Below are 19928 nucleotides of genomic sequence, written 5' to 3' on the forward strand. Positions count from 1 at the left end.
GTTCTCTCTCCTTAGGCGATCTGGCCGCCGTCGACGTTCAGGGTGGCGCCGGTGATGTAGCCGGCATCGGGGCCGGCCAGGAAGGCGACGGCGGCGGCGATTTCCTCCGGCCGGCCGTAGCGGCCCAGCGCTGCCATGGATTTCAGCGTCTCGGCGAAGGCGCCGCTGTCCGGATTCATCTCGGTGTCGATGGCGCCGGGCTGGATCACGTTGACGGTGATGTTGCGCGAACCGAGGTCGCGGGCCCAGCCCCGGGTGTAGGCCGCCACCGCCGCCTTCGAGGCGACATAGTCCGCCACGCCGGGGAAGGCGATGCGGTCGGCGCCCGTGGTGCCGATCGATACCACGCGGCCGCCATCGGCCATCAACGGCGCGGCGGCGCGCACGGCGGCGGCCACGCCTTTGACGTTGACGGCGATCTGGCGCTCGAAGCCGGCCAGGTCGGCTTCCGGATCGTCCACCTTGCCGGTGACGAACACGCCGGCCGAATTGACCAGAATGTCGAGGCGGCCGAAATGGGCGTGCGCCTGTTTTACCATCGCCGCGACTTCATCGGCCCTGGCCTGGTCGGCGCGGATCGCCAGCGCCTGGCCGCCGAGCGCCTCGATGTCGCCCACCACCTGGTTGGCGCGGTCCGGCGAGGCCGCGTAGCTGAAGGCGACCTTGGCGCCGTCGCGGGCCAGGCGCCTGACGATGGCCGCGCCGATGCCGCGCGAACCGCCGGTGACGATGGCGACTTTGCCTTGCAGCGGGAGATTCGAGTTGGTGGTGTTCATGTGGTTTTCCTTGAAGTGGTTTGTCGATGGATCCACTATCCGCCTTTTATTTCCCTTTGATTAGTGTGGAATGACTTTAAATATCTTCAAGCATTGGTATAAGATGAAGATATGGAAACTCTCAGCAATCTCGAATGTTTTGTGCGGGCGGCCGAAGCGGCCAGCTTCTCGGAGGCGGCGCGGCGGCTGGGCCTGACGCCGGCGGCGGTCAGCCGCAATGTCGCCATGCTGGAAAAGAACCTGGGCGCGCGCCTGTTCCAGCGCTCGACGCGGCGGCTGCACCTGACCGAGGCCGGCGAGCGCCTGCTGGCCGGCATAGGCGCCAACCTTGACGGCCTGCATGCGGCGCTGGCCGACGTCTCGACCGAACAGCAGCGGCCGACCGGTATCCTGAAGGTGAGCCTGGCGCCCAACTTCGGCATCGGCTACGTGCTGCCGCAGTTGCCCGCTTTTCTGGCGCGCTATCCGGGCATACGGCCGGAATGGCATCTGGAGAACCGCCAGGTCGACCTGATCGGCGAAGGCTACGATGCCGCCATCGGCGGCGGCTTCCACCTCAATCCCGGCGTGGTGGCGCGCGCGCTGGCGCCGGCGCACCTGGTGGCAGTGGCCGCGCCGTCGTGGCTGGCCGGCCGCGCCGTCCCGTCACATCCGAGCGAGCTGGCGGACGCCGATGCGATCGGCATGCGCTTCCTGCAAAGCGGTCGGTTGCGCGATTGGACCATGCGCAACGGCGCGGGGGAGGAGGCCGGGCTGGAACTGCGCCCGCTGGCGGTGCTGAGCGATCCGCAGGCGGTGTGCGCGGCGGCCGTGATGGGTGTCGGCGTGGCGGTGCTGGCGGTGTCCGACGTGCTGGAGGGCCTGGGGCAGGGCACGTTGGTGCGGCTGCTGCCGGAGTGGTATGTCGATGCCGGAATGATCTCGCTGTATTACCCCAGCCGCGCGCAATTGCCGGCCAAGACGCGGGCCTTTGTCGATTTTGTGGTGGAGGCGTTTGAGCGCGAGGCGCTGGCGAGCAGGTTGTCGGGGGCGGCCGCGCCGGGACGATCGCGTAGGGCGGATTAGCGGGCCGCGCCCGCTAATCCGCCTCTCGTGACTCCGGATGTCAGCCCAAGCCCGTGCCCAGGTTCATCACCTTGGTCCACGCGGCGACGAAGTCGCCGATGAACTTCTGCTGGCCGTCGGCGCTGCCGTAGACCTCGGCGACGGCGCGCAGTTGCGCGTTCGAGCCGAACACCAGGTCGGCGCGGCTGGCGGTCCATTTGACGGCGCCGGTTTTACGGTCGCGGCCCTCGAAGGCGTCCGCCGCGCGCGAGGTTGGCGCCCAGACCGTGCCCATGTCCAGCAGGTTGACGAAGAAGTCGTTGCTCAAGGTGCCGATCCGCGTGGTGAACTCGCCCTGCCTGGACGAGGCCACGTTCGCGCCCAGCACCCGCAGGCCGCCGACCAGGACGGTCATCTCCGGCACGGTCAGGGTCAGCAACTGCGCGCGGTCGACCAGCATCGCCTCGGCCGGCACCGCGTAGCGCTGCGTCTGGAAGTTGCGGAAGCCGTCGGCGAACGGCTCCAGCGGTTCGAACGATTCGGCGTCCGTCTGTTCCTGCGTCGCGTCGGTGCGGCCCGGCGTGAACGGCACCTCCACCGTGGCGCCGGCCTGCCTGGCCGCCTGCTCGATGCCGGCCGCGCCGGCCAGCACGATCAGATCGGCCAGCGACACGCGCTTGCCGCCGGCGTTGAAGGCGCTCTGGATGCCTTCCAGCTTGGCCAGCACCGTGCCCAGCCGCTCCGGTTGGTTGACCGGCCAATCCTTCTGCGGCGCCAGGCGCACGCGCGCGCCGTTCGAGCCGCCGCGCAGGTCCGAGCCGCGATAGGTCGACGCCGAGGCCCACGCCGTCGACACCAGCTCCGATACCGTCAGGCCCGAGGCCAGCACCTGCGCCTTGAGCGCGGCGATGTCCTGCGCGTCGACCAGCGGATGGTCGACCGCCGGCACCGGGTCTTGCCAGATGAAGTCTTCGGCCGGCACCTCCGGGCCGAGGTAGCGCGCCTTCGGTCCCATGTCGCGGTGGGTCAGCTTGAACCAGGCGCGCGCGAAGGCGTCGGCGAATTCGGCCGGGTTGGCCAGGAAGCGGCGCGAGATCTTTTCGTAGGCCGGGTCGAAGCGCAGCGACAGGTCGGTCGTCAGCATCGTCGGCAGCAGTTTTTTCGACGGGTCGTGCGCGTGCGGGATGGTCGCCTCGGCGTTCTTGGCGACCCATTGGTGGGCGCCGGCCGGGCTCTTGGTCAGCTCCCATTCGAAGCCGAACAGGTGCTCGAAGAAGTCGTTGCTCCATTGCGCCGGCGTCTTGGTCCAGGTCACTTCCAGGCCGCTGGTGATGGTGTCGCCGGCGTTGCCGGTGCCGAACTTGTTGTGCCAGCCGAAGCCCTGGGCGGCCAGATCGGCGGCCTCCGGTTCGGCGCCTACGTTGTCGGCAGGGGCCGCGCCGTGCGTTTTGCCGAAGCTGTGGCCGCCGGCGATCAGGGCCACGGTTTCCTCGTCGTTCATCGCCATGCGGGCGAAGGTGTCGCGGATGTCGCGCGCCGCCAGCACCGGATCGGGATTGCCATCCGGGCCTTCCGGATTCACGTAGATCAGGCCCATCTGCACCGCGCCCAGCGGGTTCTCCAGGTTGCGGCTGTGGACGTCGCCGTCGGCGTCGTCGTCGGTCACCAGCACGCCGCCGGCCTTGGCGACGCCTTCGCTGCCGTGGGCGTAGCGCACGTCGCCACCGAGCCAGGTGGTCTCGCGGCCCCAGTAGACGTCCTGGTCCGGTTCCCACGTGTCGACCCGGCCGCCGCCGAAACCGAGCGTCTTGAAGCCCATGGTTTCGAGCGCGACGTTGCCGGTCAAAATCATCAGGTCGGCCCACGAGATCTTGCGGCCGTATTTTTGCTTGACCGGCCAGATCAGGCGGCGCGCCTTGTCCAGGCTGACGTTGTCGGGCCAGCTGTTGAGCGGCGCGAAGCGTTGCTGGCCGCGGCGCGCGCCGCCGCGGCCGTCGCCGGTGCGGTAGGTGCCGGCGCTGTGCCAGGCCATGCGCACGAACAGGCCGCCGTAGTGGCCGAAATCGGCCGGCCACCAGTCCTGCGAATCGGTCATCAGCGCGGCCAGGTCGCGCTTGACGGCGGCCAGGTCGAGGCTGTTGAATTCCTTGGCGTAGTCGAAGTCCGCGCCCATCGGATCGGACTTGGTCGAGTGTTGCAGCAGCAGGTCCAGCCGCAGCCGGTCCGGCCACCAGTCGGCGTTGGCGGTGCCGGCGCCGGTGGCCTGGCTGAACGGACATTTGGCTGCGTGATTCTCGTTGCTCATGTGGGGGCTCCTCATCGGGTGGTGGATGACCTCGCCATGATATTCCCGTTGGATGGAGATTGCTTAAAAGATTGGAAGATCGGCCGGATATTTGCGGGACAAGCGCGGCGCGGTCATCGCCGCCGGCCGGTCACGCGGTGGCGGCCCCGCTGCGGAAATACACCATCAACTTCCCGATCAGCGATATCAGCATCGGATTGGCGGACGCCGGCTTGTAGGCGATGCCGATATCGATGAACAGCAGCTGGTCTTCCTTCAGCGCGCGGAACACCACGCCGCCATGGCGGATCTTTTGCAGCGATTGCGGAATCAGCCCGATACCGCCGTCATTGGCGACCATGCTCAGCAGAACATGGTGATCCGCCGGTTCGGGAATGCGCTGCGGCGCGAATTGAATTCGCTTAAATAATTCCTCGCAATGGTCGTAAAAGCCGGCATTGAGTTCGCGCCTGAACCAAAACAGAACCTCTTCATTCAGGTCCGCCAGCGAGACGGTTTTTTTATGTGCCAGGCGGTGTCCTTTGGCCAGCGCCACGCAAAAGCGGTCGCGGTAAAGATGCTGGACGGTCAAATCGCTGATTGTCGACGGCATGCCAATGATGGCGGCGTCGAGCCGGTCATGGTGTATATCCCGCACCGATTTCATCGAGGTTTGCCGCTTGAAGTCGATCTCCAGATTCGGGATGTCCGCTTGCAACAGCGGCAGGATCCGCGTGAACTTTTCGGTGTCGACCACCGTTGTCAGACCGATCTCCAAACGCCCCCCGGGCTTGCCTGCTTCCGCGTGGAAGCGCTGCGCCATTTTTTCGCACGCGCGCAACAGCTCGGACGCCTCCTTCACCAAGGTCTCGCCGGCCTGGGTCAGGGTCACGCCATGGTTGGAGCGGTGCAGCAATTGCGCTCCCAGCGCGGTCTCCAATTCCTGGATCTGGCGGCTCAACGGCGGCTGGGTCATGTGCAGGCGCGCGGCCGCTTCCCTGAAATTCAACGTCTCCGCCAGGGCGAGGAACATCTCCAGCTGTCTCAGTTTGAAGCGCAGCGCCATATAAGAAAGGTATCACAAAATTTGGATCGGTGATTGTAATATGGCGCAGGACATCGGGGGCTTTATCGCGCGGCCTCTTCGGCGAACACTTCCTTGGCCGCGAACAGGCCGTTGAGCGCGGCGGGAAAGCCGGCGTAGACGGCCATCTGCATGATGATCTCGACGATCTCGTCCCGTGTGCAGCCGACGTTGCGGGCGCCGTGGATGTGCACCTTCAGCTGCGGCGCCGCGTTGCCCAAGGCGGTCAGGCCGGCCACCACGGCCAGCTCGCGCACCTTCAGGTCCAGGCCCGGCCGCGAATAGATGTCGCCGAACGGAAACTCGATCAGCAGGCGGGCGAAGTCGGGGGCGATGTCTTTGAGGCTGTCGATGACTTTCTCGCCGGCCAGGCCATCGATCTCCTTGAGCTTGGCCAAGCCCCGCTCATAACGTTCATTATTCATGGATACACTCCCTAGGTTAGTCGTCGGGGAAGTGTAGGGAAGCGCCGGGGACCCCGCCAATACCATTTTCGTGATGCCCTTTAGGTATCACCGGCAGGCCAAGGCCGGGACGCCAGGCTAGCCGGCCTTGGCCTGCCGGCCACGGGCCGGCTTGGGCGGCACGCTGTTGCCGTACTCGCTCCACCAGGCCATCAGCGCCTGCATCGTCGGCCCCAGGCCGCGCGCCTTGTCCGTCATCGCGTACTCCACGCGCGGCGGCACCTCGGCGAACACGGTGCGCGTCACCAGGCCGTCGGCCTCGAGCTCACGCAGCTGCGCCGTCAGCATGTGCTGGGTGATGCCGGGAATCGCCTTGCGCAGTTCGCCGAAGCGGTAGACCCGCTGATTCAGCAGCCACATGATCTCCAGCTTCCACTTGCCCGACAACAGCGCGAAGGCGCGGCGCATCTCCTCGTGCATGTTGACCTCGACGCCCCCAATAGTCTGTATTTCCATACTAAGCCTCGTTTTTTCATCCTACTTGCGGACTTTCATCTTAGGCGACATTCTTACGCCAGTCGATACCGGACGCACTTTTTTTTCAGGAAAACACATGACCGCAATTTATCTGTATTGGATCAGCACGGCCTTGCTGTCGCTGCTGTATCTGGCCTCCGCCATCACCCACGTCACCAAGCGCGCATGGGTGCGCCAGGCGATCACCGGCTTCGGCTATCCCGGCTACCTGCTGCCGGTGCTCGTCGTGGTCAAGTTGCTCGCGGTGCTGGCGATACTGCCGCGCTTCAGCATCGCGCTCAGCGATCTGGCCTACGCCGGCATGTTCTACCACCTGCTGCTGTCGGCGCTGGCGCACATCGGCGTGCGCAAGCCCGCCGGCGCGGTGCCGGCTGCGGTTGGCCTGGTACTGCTGGTGCTGTCGTTCGCCACGCAGAACGCCGCCCGCGATACGCCTTCCCCTTATGCGCCGGCCGTGCCGACGCATCAATTCAACCCGAACTAAAGGAGTTTTACATGGACCGACTCAAAGGAAAAGTAGCCATCGTCACCGGCGCGACACGCGGCATCGGCCGCGCCACGGCGCAGTTGCTGGCGCGCGAGGGCGCGAAGGTCGCCGTCGTTTCGCGCACGGCGGAGGATGTGGAGCGCGTGGTCGCCGGCATCCAGGCCGAGGGCGGCGTGGCGCTTGCCGTGGTTTGCGATGTCGCCGATCCGGCGCAAATCCGGGCGGCGGTCGACCAGGTCGCCGCCGCGTATGGCGGCATCGATATCCTGGTCAACAACGCGTTCGATCCTTCGGCCGTCACGTCCTCGATACTGGAGTTATCGGTTGAAAAACTCCAGCGGAATTTCGAGATGGGACCGATCTCCTATCTGCGCACCATGCAAGCGTGCCACCCGTACCTGAAGGCCAGCGGCGAAGGGCGCGTCATCAACTTCGGTTCGCTGGCCGGTGTGACCGGCATGGTCGGCTACGGCCCGTACAACATGGCCAAGGAGGCGGTGCGGGCGCTGACCCGCTCGGCCGCGCGCGAGTGGGGCGCCGACAGGATCACCGTCAACAACGTGCTGCCGGTCGCCGACACGTGGGGCGCGGTGGCCAACGACGTGCCGCCGCCGGCCAACGCGCTGGCGCGTCACGGCTCGGCGGAGGAGGACATCGCGCCGGTGGTGCTGTTCCTCGCCAGCCGGGACGCGCAGTTCATCACCGGCTACAGCCTGACGCCGGACGGCGGCATGATCATCGACAGCGCGCGCTAGGACCTCAAGCCGCCAGGGTGGCGGTGTCGATCACGAAGCGGTAGCGGACGTCGCCCTTGAGCATGCGCTCGTAGGACTCGTTGATCTGGTCCGCGCGCACCAGCTCGATATCGGCGACGATGCCGTGCTCGGCGCAGAAGTCCAGCATCTCCTGGGTTTCCGGTATGCCGCCGATCATCGAGCCGGCGATCGCGCGCCGCTTCATGATCAGGTTGAAGACGTTGGGCGACGGATGCGGCGTCGCCGGCGCGCCCACCAGGGCCATGGTGCCGTCGCGCTTGAGCAGCACCAGCAAGGCGTCGAGGTCGTGCGGCGCCGCCACCGTGTTGAGGATGAAGTCGAAGCTCTTGGCGTGGGCCGCCATGTCGCCGGCGTTTTTCGAGACCACCACCTCGTCGGCGCCCAACTGTATCGCCGCCTCGCGTTTCGCCTCGGAGGTGGTGAACGCGACCACGTGGGCGCCCATCGCGTGGGCCAGCTTGATGCCCATGTGGCCGAGGCCGCCGATGCCGACCACGCCGATTTTCTTGCCGGGGCCGGCGTTCCAGTGGCGCAGCGGCGAGTAGGTGGTGATGCCGGCGCACAGCAGCGGCGCGACGGCGGCCAGCTGTTCCTCCGGATGGCGCACCTTGAGCACGTAGCGCTCGTGCACGACGATCTTTTCCGAGTAGCCGCCCAGGGTCCAACCCGGCGCGTCCGGCGTCGGGAAGTTGTAGGTGCCGACCATGTTGTCGCAATAGTTTTCCAGGCCGTCGTCGCACTCGGCGCAATGCTGGCAGCTGTCGACCAGGCAGCCGACGCCGACCAGGTCGCCGACCTTGTGGCTGGTGACGTGGGCGCCGACCGCCGACACGCGGCCGACGATCTCGTGGCCAGGCACGCATGGATACTGCGTGCCGGCCCATTCGGCGCGCACCTGGTGCAGGTCCGAGTGGCAGATGCCGCAAAAGGCGATGTCGATCAGGACGTCGTGGGCGCCGGGCGCGCGGCGGGTGATGGCCAGCGATTCGAGCGGCTTGTCGGCGGCGTGGGCGCCGTAGGCTTGTACTTGCATGGGAAGGCTCCTTGGTGCGTTTGAACAGATGGTCATTTTCCGGATCCGGGCGTTCGATCGGTAGCCCGTTTCGCCGGATTTCTTGCCTGATCCCGCAGCCGCCCGGTCTTTTGGTAGTCAGCGGCCTGCCCGGGAAGCTAGAATTCGTGCAAGGAGGAAGTGAGTGGAAATGACAGCGACAGACAACACGGCGGCGCCGCGCGGCGCCCATCACCCGGCGCTGACCCGCATCATTGAAAGTCGGGTGAGCGGCACCGGCGATTACGAGACGGCGATTCCGAATCTGCGCTTTTTCCGGCGCGACGAGGTTGCGCCGCCGACGATTTGCATGGTCGAGTCGAGCATCGTGTTCGTCGCCCAGGGGGCGAAGCGCCTGTGGGTCGGCGGCGAGGGATATTTGTATGACAGCTCGCGGCTGCTGGTGACGTCGCTGGACCTGCCCGGCGGCTCGGAGGTGCTGGCGGCCAGCGCGGAACAGCCATGCATGGGGCTGGCGTTGAAGCTCGATATGCGCGTGCTCGCGGAGCTCATCGCCCAGGGCGGCTTGCCGGCGCCGGACGGTGCGACGGCCGGCGCCGGCATCGGCATCGGCGCGGCGACGGCCGATATCCTCGCGCCGCTCGAACGGCTGCTGGCGCTGCTGGACGACCCGCAGGCCATTCCCGTCATCGCGCCGTTGATCCAGCGGGAGATTTATTACCGGCTGCTACGGGGCGACCAGGCGGCGCGCCTGCGGCGGATCACGGCCGTGGACAGCCAGGGGCATCGGATCACGAAGGCCATCGAATGGCTGAAATCGAATTTCGCGCAGTCGTTGCGCGTCGAGGACCTGGCGGCGCGGGTGCAGATGAGCGCGACGACATTCCACCAGCATTTTCGGCAGCTGACCGCCATGAGTCCCTTGCAGTACCAGAAGTGGCTCAGGTTGAACGAGGCCAAGCGCCTGATGCTCAGCGAGCATCTGGACGCCGCCAGCGCGGCCTACAAGGTGGGCTATGAAAGCCCGTCCCAGTTCAGCCGGGAGTACAGCCGCCTGTACGGGATGTCGCCCAAGCGCGACATCATGGTGATGCGGGGCCGGGCCGGCGAGGGGATGTAACCCTGGTGGCGGCCGCGCTTCACGCCACCGTCGGCAAGCGGTCGATCAGCTTGTCCAGCGTGATCGGATACTCCCGCACCCGTATCCCGGTGGCGTTGTACACCGCGTTGGCGATGGCCGCCGCCACGCCGCTGATCCCGAGCTCGCCCACCCCCTTCGCCTTTAGCGGCCCGGCGGTGGCGTCGGCTTCGTCGAGGAAGATGGCGTCCAGGTGCGGAATGTCGGCATGCACCGGCACCTCGTACCCGGCCAGGTCATGGTTGACGAAGTAGCCGACACGCTGGTCGATCACCATGTCCTCCATCAGCGCGGCGCCGGCGCCCATCGTCATGCCGCCGATGATCTGGCTGCGCGCCGTCTTCGGATTGATGATGCGCCCGGCCGCGCACACGGCCAGCATGCGCCGGATGCGGATCTCGCCGGTGAACGCGTCGACCGCCACCTCGACGAAGTGCGCGCCGAAGGTCTGCTGGGCGTAGCGCTTGGCCAGGTCGCCGTACTCCATCTTGTCCTCGCCCACCAGCTCGCGCTCGCGCGCGGCGGACCGCAGCGGCACGCTGCGCCCGCCCCATTTGACCTGGCCCTGCGCGAAGGTGGCGTCGGCCACGTTGAAGCCGAGCCGCTTGGCCACCGCCTCCCGTAGCTGGACGCAGGCGGCGTAGACGCCCGCCGTCGACGACGCCGCGCCCCACTGGCCGCCGGAACCGGCCGACTCCGGAAAGCGCGAGTCGCCCAGGCGCACCACCACCTGGTCCAGCGCCACGCCCATCATCTCGGCGGCGGTCTGCGCGATGATCGTGTAGCTGCCGGTGCCGATGTCGGTCATGTCGGTCTCCACCGTCACCACGCCGCGCTGGTCCAGGCGCACGCGCGCGCCCGAGGTCATGACCGGCGCGCCGCGGATGGCGGCGGCCACGCCGTAGCCGATCAGCCAGTGCCCATCGCGCCGGCCGGCCGGCCGCCGCGGCCGCCGGCTCCAGCCGAAGCGTTCGGCGCCGGTGTTCAGGCAGGCGACCAGCTGGCGCTGCGAGAACGGCCGTTGCGGTTCCTCCGGATCGACCTGCGTGTCGTTGCGGACCCTGAACGCGATCGGGTCGATGTTCAGCTTTTCGGCCATTTCATCCATGGCGATTTCCAGCGCCATCATGCCCGGCGCCTCGCCCGGCGCGCGCATGGCGCTGCCTTCGGCCAGGTCCAGCTGCGCCAGTTTCAGTTGGGTCATGCGGTTGGCGCCCGCGTACAGCAGGCGGGTGGGGGCGGTGGCCGCCTCCGGCCGCCCGCCGGCGATATTGCCCGACCAGCTCTCGTGGCCGATGGCGACGATGTCGCCCGCCGCCGTGGCGCCGATGCGGATGCGCTGTATCGTCGCCGGCCGGTGGGTGACGTTGTTGAACATGAGGGGGCGCTGCAACGCCACCTTGACCGCACGGCCGGCGGCGCGGGCGCCCAGCGATGCCAGCACGGCGTCGCACAGGATCGTGCCCTTGCCGCCGAAGCCGCCGCCGACGTAGGGCGACACCAGGCGCACGTTCTCGACGGCGATGCCCAGCGTCTTGGCCAGGTCGCGCTTGCCCCAGTTGACTTGCTGGATCGCGGTCCACAACGTCAGCCGGTCGCCGTTCCACACGGCGATGGTGGCGTGCGGCTCCATCATCGCGTGGGCCTGGTCCGGCGTGGTGTAGGTGGCGTCGAGCTTGACCGCCGCGCCGGCGTAGGCGCCGGCGAAATCGCCGATGCCGGTTTGCGCCGGCGGCATGAACTTGCCCGGCTTCGGCGGCTGCGCCCCGTCCCGCGCCGCCGCCAGGTCGAACGCGCCGGCGCTGCGCGTGTAGCGCACATCGATCAAGCCGGCCGCCGCGCGCGCCTGCTCGAAGGTCTCGGCCACCACCAGCGCGACCGCCTGGTGATAGTGGTCGACGGCGGGGCCGGCCAGCGCGCGCGCCGCGTAGAATTCGCCCCTGTCGAGCTTGCCGGCATTCGCGGCGGTGACGACCGCCAGCACGCCCGGCGCGGCCCTGGCGGCGGCGGTGTCGATGCTGTCGATGCGGCCCTTGGCGATGGCCGCGCCCAGCACGTAGCCGTAGGCCGCGCCGGGCGCCGCCGCGTGCTGCTCGTACGCGTAGGTGGCCGTGCCGGTGACCTTGAGCAGGCCGTCGACACGGTCGACCGGCTTGCCGACCACGCGCAGCTGGTCGATCGGATTGGTGGTGGCGGGTTTATCGAATTTCATGGGTAGGCCTTTTCGTCATCGGCGATGATGGATTGCAGCGTGCGTTCGGCCGGAGCGGCCAGGGCCAGTGTGACCGCACCCCGGGCTGGACGGTATCCCGTTCCTCTAGATTGATTGCCTGTTACTCTGGTCCGGCATGTTCCGCTAGCCAGTTGCCACCCGCACTCGGTATCATCGAAACGAAAACAGGAGGATCACTTTGTCATCTGGCTCATCAGGGAAAAAACCGGCCGCAACGCTGTCCGATGAACTGGCGCGCAAATGCGCGCCATTCGCGTCGTCGACGGAAAACCCCACCATCATTCCGCAGCTGACCCTGTACCGCCATACCGCCGCCACGCAGCCGCTGCCGGTCACCTATACGCCCAGCATCGCGCTGGTGGTGCAGGGGAGCAAGCACGTGCATTTGGGGGCCAACACCTTCGTCTACGACCGCTCGCGGTTTTTGCTGACCTCGATCGAGCTGCCGGTGACCAGCCAGGTGATCGAGGCCAGCGAGGCGGTGCCGTACATATGCCTGCGGCTGGCGCTGGACATGCGGCTGGTGTGCGAGGTGCTGGCCAGCACCGAGCCCGCCGAGGCGGACGCCGGCGGCAATTCGTTCGGCATGGAAACAGGCGAGGCGACGGCCGACATCGTCGGCGCCTTCGGCCGGCTGGTGGACGCGCTGCATACCCCCCGCGACGCGTCTTTCCTGGGTGAACTACTGCAGCGGGAAATCATTTACCGGGTGTTGCAAAGCGAAGCGGGAAGCCGGTTGCGCGCGATCGCCACCAACGGCGACCACAGCCACCGGACCGCCAAGGCGGTGGCCTGGGTCCGCGCCAACTTCACCAAGGCGTTGCGGGTGGAAAACCTGGCGGCGGTGGCGGGCATGGGCGTGTCGACCTTGCACTACCATTTCCGCCGGCTCACATCGATGAGTCCGCTGCAATATCAAAAGCAGCTGCGCTTGCAGGAGGCGCGCCGCCGCATGCTGGTCGACGGCCTGGACGCGGCCAGCGCCGCCTTCGAAGTCGGCTATGAAAGCGCCAGCCAGTTCAATCGGGAATATAGCCGCGTGTTCGGGCTGTCGCCGATGCGCGACGTGCGCGCGCTGCGCGACCAGGGCGGCGCGCTGTAAGCGCGGCCCGCGCCGTCACGCGCAATCGGAGCGGTTGCAATGCAGCTTGGCCCGCGTGTGCCATTCCTTGACCAGTTGCCGGCGGTTTGCGTCGTAGCGCTCGTCCAGGAATTCGGCCTTCGCGACACGCGCGGCGTGGAACATGTGGAAGTCGCCCAGCGATTCGCACCATGCGGCGATGAAGCGTTGCGACTCGACAAAACCGAGGATGATGGGCCAGATGACGCGCTCGGACGCGTTACCGTTCTCGTCGGCGTAGCTGACGCGCATTTTGCGCTGCTCGCGTATCGCCCCGCGCACGCGCGCCAGGTCGAGGCCGCCCGGATTGACCGGCTGGCGGCTGATGTACAGCGTGTTGTCGTTCAGGGCGCGCCGCATGTCCGGCGGCAGCACCGCGTCGATCTTGGCCAGCGCGTTTTGCACCGCGTACGCCAGGCCGTCGTCGGTCTGGCGGCTCACCCACTGGGCGCCGGCCACCAGCGCCTGGATCTCCTCGGCCGTGAACGACAGCGGCGGCAGCAAGAAGCCCGGCCGCAGGATGTAGCCGACGCCGGGTTCGCCATCGATGTCGGCCCCCATGCTTTGCAAGGTCACGATGTCGCGCCGCAAGGTGCGGATCGATATGCCGACCTCGCGCGCCAGCACGGCGCCGGCCACCGTGCCGCGGTGGCGGCGAAGAACCTGCATGAGGTCGAATAGTCTTTCGCTTCGGGACACTTTCACTCCATTTTAACGAGACACTTGCCGCCGGCTTTCAGACCGGCTTCCAACTCCGTGATCAGGCCGGCCGCCGCCTCCAGCGGCACGACGCGGCCGATCGGCAGCCGGAATTTCCCCTCGATGGCCGCGCGCGCGAGCTTGTCGAGCGTCTCGGTCCTTGGCGCGCCGACCACGGGCTTGAGCCGGCGGTTGAACAGCGCGCGGAGGAACTTGCCCGGCGTCGGGTGCAGGTCCAGGAAGACGCCGCTTTTGTTCAGCAGGCCCATGGCTTGTTCGACGGTCATTTTTTCGGCGGTGTCGATGACGACGTCGTAGCGCTCCGCGATCGCCGACAGGTCGGTGGTGCGGTAGTCGTACACGGTTTGCACGCCGAGCGCGCGCATGCGCTCGATGTCCGCCGCGCCGCAGCTGCCGGCCACCGTGGCGCCATGCATGCGCGCCACCTGCACGCTCGCTTCGCCCACGGCGCCGGCGCAACCGTTGATGAACACGCGCTGGCCGGCGGCCAGCCCGGCCTTGTCCATCAGCGCGCCCCACGCCGTGATGCCCGGCGTGCCGATGCAGGCGGCGTCCTCGAAGGAAACGCCGTCGGGCTTTTTGGCCACGAACTGTTCTTTGGTGACCAGCGCTTGGCCCAGCGCGCCGCTTTCCTTGAAGCGGGACAGGCCGAACACGGCGTCGCCGGGCTGGAAGCGCGTCACGTCCGGACCGACGGCGATGACCGTGCCCGAGAAATCGAAGCCCATGGCGCGTGGAAAGTTTTTTCCTGTCATTATCTTCATTACGCCCTGGCGCAATTTCCAGTCGATAGGGTTGATCGCGGCGACGTGGACCCGTATCGCCAGTTCGCCGTTGCCGGGAACGCCCAGGTCGAAGTTTTCAAGCCGCATTAGCTCCGGGCCGCCGTACTGGTGATACTGGAGTCGTTTCATCGTGCTCATGGTGGTTCTCTCGTGTAGTGTAAAGAGATCCAGTGTAGGGCGCCATGGTGCCAGATTATGGCACCATGCTTGGCTAAGTATCCAGTTAATGCAAATATGTAGACGACTGGTCTAGTTGTGCTATAGTGGCGTCCATGGGCACAACAACTACCTCCGACAACGTCGATGTTCGCGGGAACATCCTTGCCACCGGCCAGCGCATCATGGCGGGCAAGGGCTTTTCGGCCGTCGGCCTGAACGAGATCCTGGCTGTGGCCGGGGTGCCCAAGGGTTCCTTCTACCATTACTTCGGTTCGAAGGACGCGTTCGGCGAGGCGATGCTGGAAGCATACTTCGAGGATTACCTGGCCGACATGGACGCCACGCTGGCCCAGTCCGGGTTGACGATGGCGCAGCGCCTGATGAATTACTGGCAGGCGTGGCAGTCCTCGCAGTCGTTCCACGATTGCCAGGGCAAGTGCCTGGCCGTCAAGCTGGGCGCCGAGGTGGCGGACTTGTCCGAGGCGATGCGGCTGTCGCTGAAACGCGGCACGGCGGGCATCGTCCGCAGGTTGGCCGGCGCGATCGAGGCCGGAGTGGCCGAGGGATCGTTGTCCATCGACGGCGATGTCGGGGAAACGGCGCACAGCCTGTACCAGTTGTGGCTGGGCGCCAGCGTGATGGTGAAGATCGTGCGCGACACCAGCCCGTTCGAATCCGCGTTGCGCACGACCCGGCAAATTTTGCATCTGCCTCCGGCTTGAGCGGATTTTCTGTTGGCCGGGCTGGCGTGGCGTGGTGGTGCGACAGCGCGTCGGATCAGCTTTTTGGGCCGCTAACGGGTGCGATGGACGATCCGGTCGTGCACGGCGCCGAACCAGTCGCCAAGGCGTGCAAGGTCGCCATCGATTTTCAGTTGGCCGTTGTTTTGCAACTCGGCCAGCGCGCTGGCGAAGCGCGGGTCGGCGCCGTACAAGGTGTTGAGCCGGCGTGAGGCGGCCACGGTCACCTCGACCGTGATGTCCGCCCGCTCGTCCGCCCGCGCCCCGAGCCGGAACGAGGGCTTGCCGCCGATGATCTCGAAGCGCAGGCCTTGCGCCAGTCCCGCGCCGAGGTCGACGCCGTCGGTGTAGCGCTCCACCAAACATACATCGAAGTCGGACGGCAGCCCGGCCCGCGTGGCGGCTTCCTCCATTACTGCCCCCACCATCTCGAACCATGCGGTCGTGCCATGCGGAATCTTCATGCGCCGGCCACCGTCAGCACGATCTTGCCCCGGATGTGCCCGCTGGCGGCGCGCTCGTGCGCGGCGCGCGCTTCCGCCAGCGGGAAAGTGCTGTCGATGCCGACGCGGATAGTTTTCGCGTCGAGCAAGGCGGCGAGTTCGGCCAGTTGCGCACCATTCGAGCGCACCTGCGTCGTCGACACCGTGAAGCCGGCCTTGGCCGCCTCGTCGGCGCCGGTGTATCCCAGCGGGTAGACCGGATACAAAGCGCCGCCGCGTTTGAGCGTGCGCAGGAAGCGGCCCGTGGCCGGGCCGCCGACGGTGTCGAGCACGAGGTCGACGTCCTGCGCGACGTCTTCGGGTTTCACCTTGGTGTAGTCGATGAACTCGTCTGCGCCCAGGTCGCGCAGGAACGCTTCATGACCTCCCGAGGCCACCGCGATCACGCGCGCTCCCCGCCATTTCGCCAGCTGCACCGCGAAGTGGCCGACGCCGCCGGCGGCGCCGTTGACCAGCACCGTCTTGCCGTCCAGCGTTACCGGGACATGCCGTTGCGGTTGCAGCGGGTTCGGATGGTCGTGTCCCAGCGCGATCAGGAACTGCCATGCCGTCAGCAGGGCCATGGGCGCGGCCGCCGCGTCCACGTGGTCGATGCCGGCCGGCTTGCGCGCCAGGTCCGACGCCGGCGCGGCGACGTACTGGGCATACGCGGCGCTGTCGCCGAAGCTGGGGAAGCGCACCATGCCGAATACCTCGTCGCCGACGGCGAAGTTGGCCACGTCCGACGCCACCGCTTCGACCACGCCGGAGATATCCGAGCCGGGAATGGCCGGCAGCGCCACCGGCGGTTGCCATTCCGGCGGAAGCGTCCGGTAGCCGTCGCGCAGGTACCAGTCCGGCGGATTGATGCCCGCCGCGTGGACGCGCACCAGCACCTCGCCAGCGTTCAGTTGCGGTTTCGGTGCGTCTTCATAGCGCAGCACCTCGGGGCCGCCGAACGCGTGCAGCCGGATTGCCTTCATCATGTTATTTGACATCGTGAGCTCCTTGGTTAAAATACGGTTCTTACCGGAACGGCGCTCCCTATATTCGGAGCACCGTTCCGATTATTTGCAATATAAGGAGCACCGCTCCGTTTGTCAAGTGGGAAGCATGCGCGCCGACGCCCAAAAAAACTACGATCATCTGCTGGACATCGGACGCGAAGTTGTCGCCGAGCAGGGCGCCGACGCGTCGATGCGCGATATCGCCCGCCGGGCCGGCGTCGGCATCGGCACGCTTTACCGCCACTTTCCAACGCGCGAAGCCCTGCTTGCGGCGTTGCTGGGTAAAATCTTCGATCGGCTGACCGCCAAGGCGGGCGAACTCGATTCCTCGGATGCGCCCGGCGCCGCGCTCGTCGCCTGGCTGCGCGAGATCGTCGCGATCGCCCACGACCATCGCGGCGTGATCGCGTCGATGACGGCCGCCATCGACGATCCGGATTCGGCGCTGCACGCCTCGTGCGTGACGATGAAGGCGTCGGGCACGCGGCTGCTGGCGCGCGCGCAGGCCAAGGGCGAGGCGCGTGCCGACATCGACGGCGCCGATCTGTTCGCGCTGGTCGGCGCGCTTGGATGGCTCAACGATCAACCATCGCTGGCCTCGCGCGCGGACCATCTGTTTGGGGTGATCGCCGGCGCGATCCTGGTGCCGGGCGGCGGCGCCGGCGGGACGCCGATCGCGGCCTGACGATCCGGTCGGGCGGGCCGAATCGCCAGCACCGGCAAGGGCGGCTTTTTTCCTTCTCCCTGCCTTTTGGCGGGTTCGGCGTGGCGCCTAGCGGCGGTAAGATCGGCCTTTCGCCGATACCGAGGACCGAGCCATGAGCGCCACCAACCACGCCGCAGTTTCCACTCCCGTACGCCTGCCGATCGGCACCACCGATGGCGTCGTCTTCGACGTGGTCGCCTGGGGGCCGGCCCATGCCGATGTCGACTTCAGCGTCGCGTGCATGTTCGAATACGAAGTCGGCGGCGCGCCCATCGCCGGCGGACTGCTGGCACTGGACCAGGCGCTGGGCGGCCATTTGACCCGCATGCGCGCGTCCGGCGCCTTCCGCGCGCAGCCGATGGAAACCATGCTGATCGCGTCGCCGCCGCCGGGCATGCCGCCGCGCGCGGTGCTGGTGATCGGGCTGGGCGATCCGGCCACCCTCGATGCGGAACGGCTGCGCCAGGCCACCCGCGTCGCCATGCGCGAAGCGATCCGCCACGGCGCCCGTTCGATGGCCTTCGCGCCCAGCGTGCTTGACGCCGGTCACACCGACAACGCCGCGCTCGATATGCCGGCGGTGATGTTGGACGGCATGCTGAGCGCCTTGCGCGCCGAGCTGGCGCTGGCCGGGGCGGACTTGGCGCCGCCTCCCGCACTCCGCCATTGCACCTTCGACGTCGGTGCGGCGCGCGTGGCCGGAGCCGCGCAGGCGTTCTCCGCCGCGTTTTCCGCCACATCGGCGCGGCGCTAGGCCGAAGGCAATATAGAAAAAATCAGAAGATTGATCAGGAACACATTGTCGAACTATTACAGTCGATCAATGCACTGAACGATGAGCGTTCAAAGCCCGCGTAGTCGGGTCGTGCATTCAAACTGTTTTATTTCCTGGAGAACGACAATGACTACTTTTCTGGCTTTGATGGGCCGTTGCATCGCGGTCGCCGGTGTGGCGGCCGGCATCCTGATCGCGCCGGCGCAGGCCGCGCCCAAATTGATCAAGAACGACACGTTCTGGCGGGACACCAACAACAACCCGATCTATTCCCAGGGCGGCGGCATCCTCAAGGTCGGCGCGATCTATTATTGGTACGGCGTCAAATACGAAGGGGCGGTGACGTACGCGGCCAATCCGGTTTCTTCCAACAGCAACACCGGCTTCAACGCGGTGACGGTGTATTCGTCGACCGACCTCGCCACCTGGAAGTTCGAGGGCAACGCGGCGTCCGCCGGGCCGGTGGGCGGGCCGTGGGAGCCGGGCAACTGGATCGGCCGCCTGGGGGTGGTCTACAACAAGAACACCAATAAATACGTGCTGATCTCGCAGATCTGGTCGCCGACCCTGGGCAGCGGCGTGCTGTTCGCTACGAGTAATACGCCGGTCGGTCCCTTCGTGTTCGACCACATCCAGCCGCAGATCACCAACGTGGTCACGCCCGCCACCGGCGATCAGACGATCTATACCGATGACGATGGCGCATCGTATCTGATCTTCAGCAACGCCAACGGCCGCGCGCGCTCATACGTGGCGCGGATACGCGCGTCCGATTCGCTCAACATCGAGCCGGCCGTCAACATCGCCTTGAACAGCGCGGGCCGCGAGGGCAACGCCTTGTTCAAGCATAACGGCGTGTACTACTTCTGCTCGTCCGAACTGCACGGATGGAACGCGTCGCAAACCTACTGCCGCTCGGCCAACGCCATCAACGGCCCGTACACGGCCGAATTCGTGCTGGACGGTTCGCAGGGGGACTTCTCGCATGTGTCGCAGAACGGCTTCTTCATTCAGGTCAACGGCAGCGCGGCCAATACTGTGCTGTACGCCGGCGACCGCTGGAGCGATTTCGCCGGCAACGGCATCGGCTACAACCAGTGGGTGCCGCTGTCGTTCAACGGCACCACGCCGCGCTTCAACTCGATGAGCCAGTTTAACCTGGACGCTGCGACGGGGACGTGGACCGTCGGCGCGGGCAACAACTATGCGATTAATCCGAGCTTCGAAGCAGACCGGGTGCGGCAGAACACGCTGGCCGGTTGGACCACGTGGACCAATCTGACCGACGCCAATCCGAATAACAATTTGCTGCGCGGGCATACGGGGCGTTGGAACGCCGAGCAGTATCACACCGCCGCTTACTCGGCCAGCCGCTATCAGGATTTGACGGGGCTGCCGAACGGGACCTACACGCTGACGGCCTGGGTGAAAAGCAGCGGGGGGCAAAACATCGCCCGCATCTATGTGAAGAACTTTGGCGGCTCGGAGCTCGTTTCGAGCATCAACACGGCGATCCCTAACTGGACGCAGGTCACCATACCCAACATCCAGGTGACCAACGGCAAGGCCACCATCGGCATGTATCAGGTGGCGAACGCCGGTAATTGGATCAATGTCGACGATTTCTCCCTCACCAAGAATTGATTAGCCTGGCGGATT

General features: G+C 66.6%; 20 protein-coding genes. 9 read left to right on the forward strand and 11 right to left on the reverse strand.

Features of this window, described 5'->3' with window-relative positions; translation table 11 throughout:
• Nucleotides 1-11: 11 nt before the first annotated feature.
• Nucleotides 12-776 (reverse strand): SDR family oxidoreductase, encoded by a 765-nt coding sequence (locus MRBLMU1_RS13000; RefSeq protein ID WP_315211907.1) that lies wholly within the window; start codon nucleotides 774-776, stop codon nucleotides 12-14.
• 111 nt (nucleotides 777-887) lie between these two features.
• Between MRBLMU1_RS13000 and MRBLMU1_RS13005 the strand changes: the two genes are divergently transcribed.
• Nucleotides 888-1841: a LysR family transcriptional regulator gene (locus MRBLMU1_RS13005; RefSeq protein WP_363501927.1), complete on the forward strand. Its 954-nt coding sequence runs from the start codon at nucleotides 888-890 to the stop codon at nucleotides 1839-1841.
• Nucleotides 1842-1881: 40 nt separating this feature from the next.
• Here MRBLMU1_RS13005 and katG read toward each other — a convergent pair whose 3' ends face one another.
• The 4 genes from katG to MRBLMU1_RS13025 all read right to left on the reverse strand — a co-directional run bounded on the left by katG (nucleotide 1882) and on the right by MRBLMU1_RS13025 (nucleotide 6108).
• Nucleotides 1882-4125 (reverse strand): catalase/peroxidase HPI, encoded by a 2244-nt coding sequence (gene katG / locus MRBLMU1_RS13010; protein ID WP_363501929.1) that lies wholly within the window; start codon nucleotides 4123-4125, stop codon nucleotides 1882-1884.
• A gap of 130 nt (nucleotides 4126-4255) precedes the next feature.
• Entirely contained in the window at nucleotides 4256-5170 is a 915-nt protein-coding gene (locus MRBLMU1_RS13015) for a LysR family transcriptional regulator (protein ID WP_363501931.1), read from the reverse strand.
• Nucleotides 5171-5232: 62 nt separating this feature from the next.
• On the reverse strand, nucleotides 5233-5613 hold the full coding sequence (locus MRBLMU1_RS13020) for a carboxymuconolactone decarboxylase family protein (protein ID WP_363501933.1): 381 nt from the start codon (nucleotides 5611-5613) through the stop codon (nucleotides 5233-5235).
• Between the two features lie 117 nt (nucleotides 5614-5730).
• A complete protein-coding gene (locus tag MRBLMU1_RS13025) occupies nucleotides 5731-6108 on the reverse strand; it encodes a winged helix-turn-helix transcriptional regulator (protein ID WP_363501935.1) in 378 nt (125 codons plus the stop codon).
• A gap of 97 nt (nucleotides 6109-6205) precedes the next feature.
• Here MRBLMU1_RS13025 and MRBLMU1_RS13030 point away from each other — a divergent pair, with 97 nt between their 5' ends.
• Both MRBLMU1_RS13030 and MRBLMU1_RS13035 read left to right on the forward strand, forming a co-directional pair.
• Complete coding sequence (locus MRBLMU1_RS13030) at nucleotides 6206-6613, forward strand: DoxX family protein (RefSeq protein ID WP_363501937.1); 408 nt, start codon at nucleotides 6206-6208, stop codon at nucleotides 6611-6613.
• 11 nt (nucleotides 6614-6624) lie between these two features.
• Entirely contained in the window at nucleotides 6625-7371 is a 747-nt protein-coding gene (locus MRBLMU1_RS13035) for an SDR family NAD(P)-dependent oxidoreductase (protein ID WP_363501939.1), read from the forward strand.
• Between the two features lie 4 nt (nucleotides 7372-7375).
• Here MRBLMU1_RS13035 and MRBLMU1_RS13040 read toward each other — a convergent pair whose 3' ends face one another.
• Nucleotides 7376-8425, reverse strand: coding sequence for an NAD(P)-dependent alcohol dehydrogenase (locus MRBLMU1_RS13040; protein ID WP_363501941.1), 1050 nt, complete (start codon nucleotides 8423-8425; stop codon nucleotides 7376-7378).
• Nucleotides 8426-8594: 169 nt separating this feature from the next.
• On the opposite strand from MRBLMU1_RS13040, the gene MRBLMU1_RS13045 reads away from it, so the two are divergent.
• The gene (locus MRBLMU1_RS13045) at nucleotides 8595-9524 is read left to right on the forward strand and encodes an AraC family transcriptional regulator (RefSeq protein ID WP_363501943.1); all 930 of its coding nucleotides are present in this window, start codon (nucleotides 8595-8597) and stop codon (nucleotides 9522-9524) included.
• Between the two features lie 19 nt (nucleotides 9525-9543).
• On the opposite strand, the gene paoC is transcribed toward MRBLMU1_RS13045, so the two are convergent.
• Nucleotides 9544-11754 (reverse strand): aldehyde oxidoreductase molybdenum-binding subunit PaoC, encoded by a 2211-nt coding sequence (gene paoC / locus MRBLMU1_RS13050; protein ID WP_363501945.1) that lies wholly within the window; start codon nucleotides 11752-11754, stop codon nucleotides 9544-9546.
• A gap of 199 nt (nucleotides 11755-11953) precedes the next feature.
• Between paoC and MRBLMU1_RS13055 the strand changes: the two genes are divergently transcribed.
• Entirely contained in the window at nucleotides 11954-12877 is a 924-nt protein-coding gene (locus MRBLMU1_RS13055; protein WP_363501947.1) for an AraC family transcriptional regulator, read from the forward strand.
• Between the two features lie 15 nt (nucleotides 12878-12892).
• Here MRBLMU1_RS13055 and MRBLMU1_RS13060 read toward each other — a convergent pair whose 3' ends face one another.
• Entirely contained in the window at nucleotides 12893-13600 is a 708-nt protein-coding gene (locus MRBLMU1_RS13060; RefSeq protein ID WP_363501949.1) for a helix-turn-helix transcriptional regulator, read from the reverse strand.
• On the reverse strand, nucleotides 13597-14529 hold the full coding sequence (locus tag MRBLMU1_RS13065; protein WP_363501951.1) for an NAD(P)-dependent alcohol dehydrogenase: 933 nt from the start codon (nucleotides 14527-14529) through the stop codon (nucleotides 13597-13599). Before MRBLMU1_RS13065 ends, MRBLMU1_RS13060 begins: the two co-directional genes overlap by 4 nt.
• Nucleotides 14530-14672: 143 nt before the next feature.
• Here MRBLMU1_RS13065 and MRBLMU1_RS13070 point away from each other — a divergent pair, with 143 nt between their 5' ends.
• The gene (locus MRBLMU1_RS13070; RefSeq protein ID WP_363501953.1) at nucleotides 14673-15281 is read left to right on the forward strand and encodes a TetR/AcrR family transcriptional regulator; all 609 of its coding nucleotides are present in this window, start codon (nucleotides 14673-14675) and stop codon (nucleotides 15279-15281) included.
• A gap of 71 nt (nucleotides 15282-15352) precedes the next feature.
• Here MRBLMU1_RS13070 and MRBLMU1_RS13075 read toward each other — a convergent pair whose 3' ends face one another.
• Entirely contained in the window at nucleotides 15353-15763 is a 411-nt protein-coding gene (locus MRBLMU1_RS13075) for a hypothetical protein (RefSeq protein ID WP_363501955.1), read from the reverse strand.
• Nucleotides 15760-16779 carry an NADP-dependent oxidoreductase gene (locus MRBLMU1_RS13080; RefSeq protein ID WP_363501957.1) on the reverse strand — a complete coding sequence of 340 codons (1020 nt, stop codon included), beginning with the start codon at nucleotides 16777-16779 and terminating at the stop codon, nucleotides 15760-15762. The genes MRBLMU1_RS13075 and MRBLMU1_RS13080 overlap by 4 nt, the downstream gene beginning before the upstream one ends.
• A 115-nt stretch (nucleotides 16780-16894) precedes the next feature.
• On the opposite strand from MRBLMU1_RS13080, the gene MRBLMU1_RS13085 reads away from it, so the two are divergent.
• From MRBLMU1_RS13085 to MRBLMU1_RS13095, 3 genes are all read left to right on the forward strand, one after another.
• Nucleotides 16895-17473, forward strand: a complete 579-nt coding sequence (locus tag MRBLMU1_RS13085; protein WP_363501959.1) for a TetR/AcrR family transcriptional regulator — start codon at nucleotides 16895-16897, stop codon at nucleotides 17471-17473.
• Between the two features lie 133 nt (nucleotides 17474-17606).
• On the forward strand, nucleotides 17607-18248 hold the full coding sequence (locus tag MRBLMU1_RS13090; RefSeq protein WP_363501961.1) for a M17 family peptidase N-terminal domain-containing protein: 642 nt from the start codon (nucleotides 17607-17609) through the stop codon (nucleotides 18246-18248).
• Between the two features lie 147 nt (nucleotides 18249-18395).
• Nucleotides 18396-19913 (forward strand): family 43 glycosylhydrolase, encoded by a 1518-nt coding sequence (locus tag MRBLMU1_RS13095; RefSeq protein ID WP_363501963.1) that lies wholly within the window; start codon nucleotides 18396-18398, stop codon nucleotides 19911-19913.
• Nucleotides 19914-19928: the final 15 nt, after the last annotated feature.

The organism is Burkholderia sp. LMU1-1-1.1 (assembly GCF_040675865.1).
Classification (GTDB): Bacteria; Pseudomonadota; Gammaproteobacteria; order Burkholderiales; family Burkholderiaceae_D; genus Rugamonas.

Coding starts and splice junctions, on each gene's coding strand:
- MRBLMU1_RS13000 (WP_315211907.1), bottom strand. CDS start 776: ATGAACACCACCAACTCGAATCTCCCGCTGCAAGGCAAAGTCGCCATC.
- MRBLMU1_RS13005 (WP_363501927.1), top strand. CDS start 888: ATGGAAACTCTCAGCAATCTCGAATGTTTTGTGCGGGCGGCCGAAGCG.
- katG (WP_363501929.1), bottom strand. CDS start 4,125: ATGAGCAACGAGAATCACGCAGCCAAATGTCCGTTCAGCCAGGCCACC.
- MRBLMU1_RS13015 (WP_363501931.1), bottom strand. CDS start 5,170: ATGGCGCTGCGCTTCAAACTGAGACAGCTGGAGATGTTCCTCGCCCTG.
- MRBLMU1_RS13020 (WP_363501933.1), bottom strand. CDS start 5,613: ATGAATAATGAACGTTATGAGCGGGGCTTGGCCAAGCTCAAGGAGATC.
- MRBLMU1_RS13025 (WP_363501935.1), bottom strand. CDS start 6,108: ATGGAAATACAGACTATTGGGGGCGTCGAGGTCAACATGCACGAGGAG.
- MRBLMU1_RS13030 (WP_363501937.1), top strand. CDS start 6,206: ATGACCGCAATTTATCTGTATTGGATCAGCACGGCCTTGCTGTCGCTG.
- MRBLMU1_RS13035 (WP_363501939.1), top strand. CDS start 6,625: ATGGACCGACTCAAAGGAAAAGTAGCCATCGTCACCGGCGCGACACGC.
- MRBLMU1_RS13040 (WP_363501941.1), bottom strand. CDS start 8,425: ATGCAAGTACAAGCCTACGGCGCCCACGCCGCCGACAAGCCGCTCGAA.
- MRBLMU1_RS13045 (WP_363501943.1), top strand. CDS start 8,595: ATGACAGCGACAGACAACACGGCGGCGCCGCGCGGCGCCCATCACCCG.
- paoC (WP_363501945.1), bottom strand. CDS start 11,754: ATGAAATTCGATAAACCCGCCACCACCAATCCGATCGACCAGCTGCGC.
- MRBLMU1_RS13065 (WP_363501951.1), bottom strand. CDS start 14,529: ATGAAACGACTCCAGTATCACCAGTACGGCGGCCCGGAGCTAATGCGG.
- MRBLMU1_RS13070 (WP_363501953.1), top strand. CDS start 14,673: ATGGGCACAACAACTACCTCCGACAACGTCGATGTTCGCGGGAACATC.
- MRBLMU1_RS13075 (WP_363501955.1), bottom strand. CDS start 15,763: ATGAAGATTCCGCATGGCACGACCGCATGGTTCGAGATGGTGGGGGCA.
- MRBLMU1_RS13080 (WP_363501957.1), bottom strand. CDS start 16,779: ATGTCAAATAACATGATGAAGGCAATCCGGCTGCACGCGTTCGGCGGC.
- MRBLMU1_RS13085 (WP_363501959.1), top strand. CDS start 16,895: ATGCGCGCCGACGCCCAAAAAAACTACGATCATCTGCTGGACATCGGA.
- MRBLMU1_RS13090 (WP_363501961.1), top strand. CDS start 17,607: ATGAGCGCCACCAACCACGCCGCAGTTTCCACTCCCGTACGCCTGCCG.
- MRBLMU1_RS13095 (WP_363501963.1), top strand. CDS start 18,396: ATGACTACTTTTCTGGCTTTGATGGGCCGTTGCATCGCGGTCGCCGGT.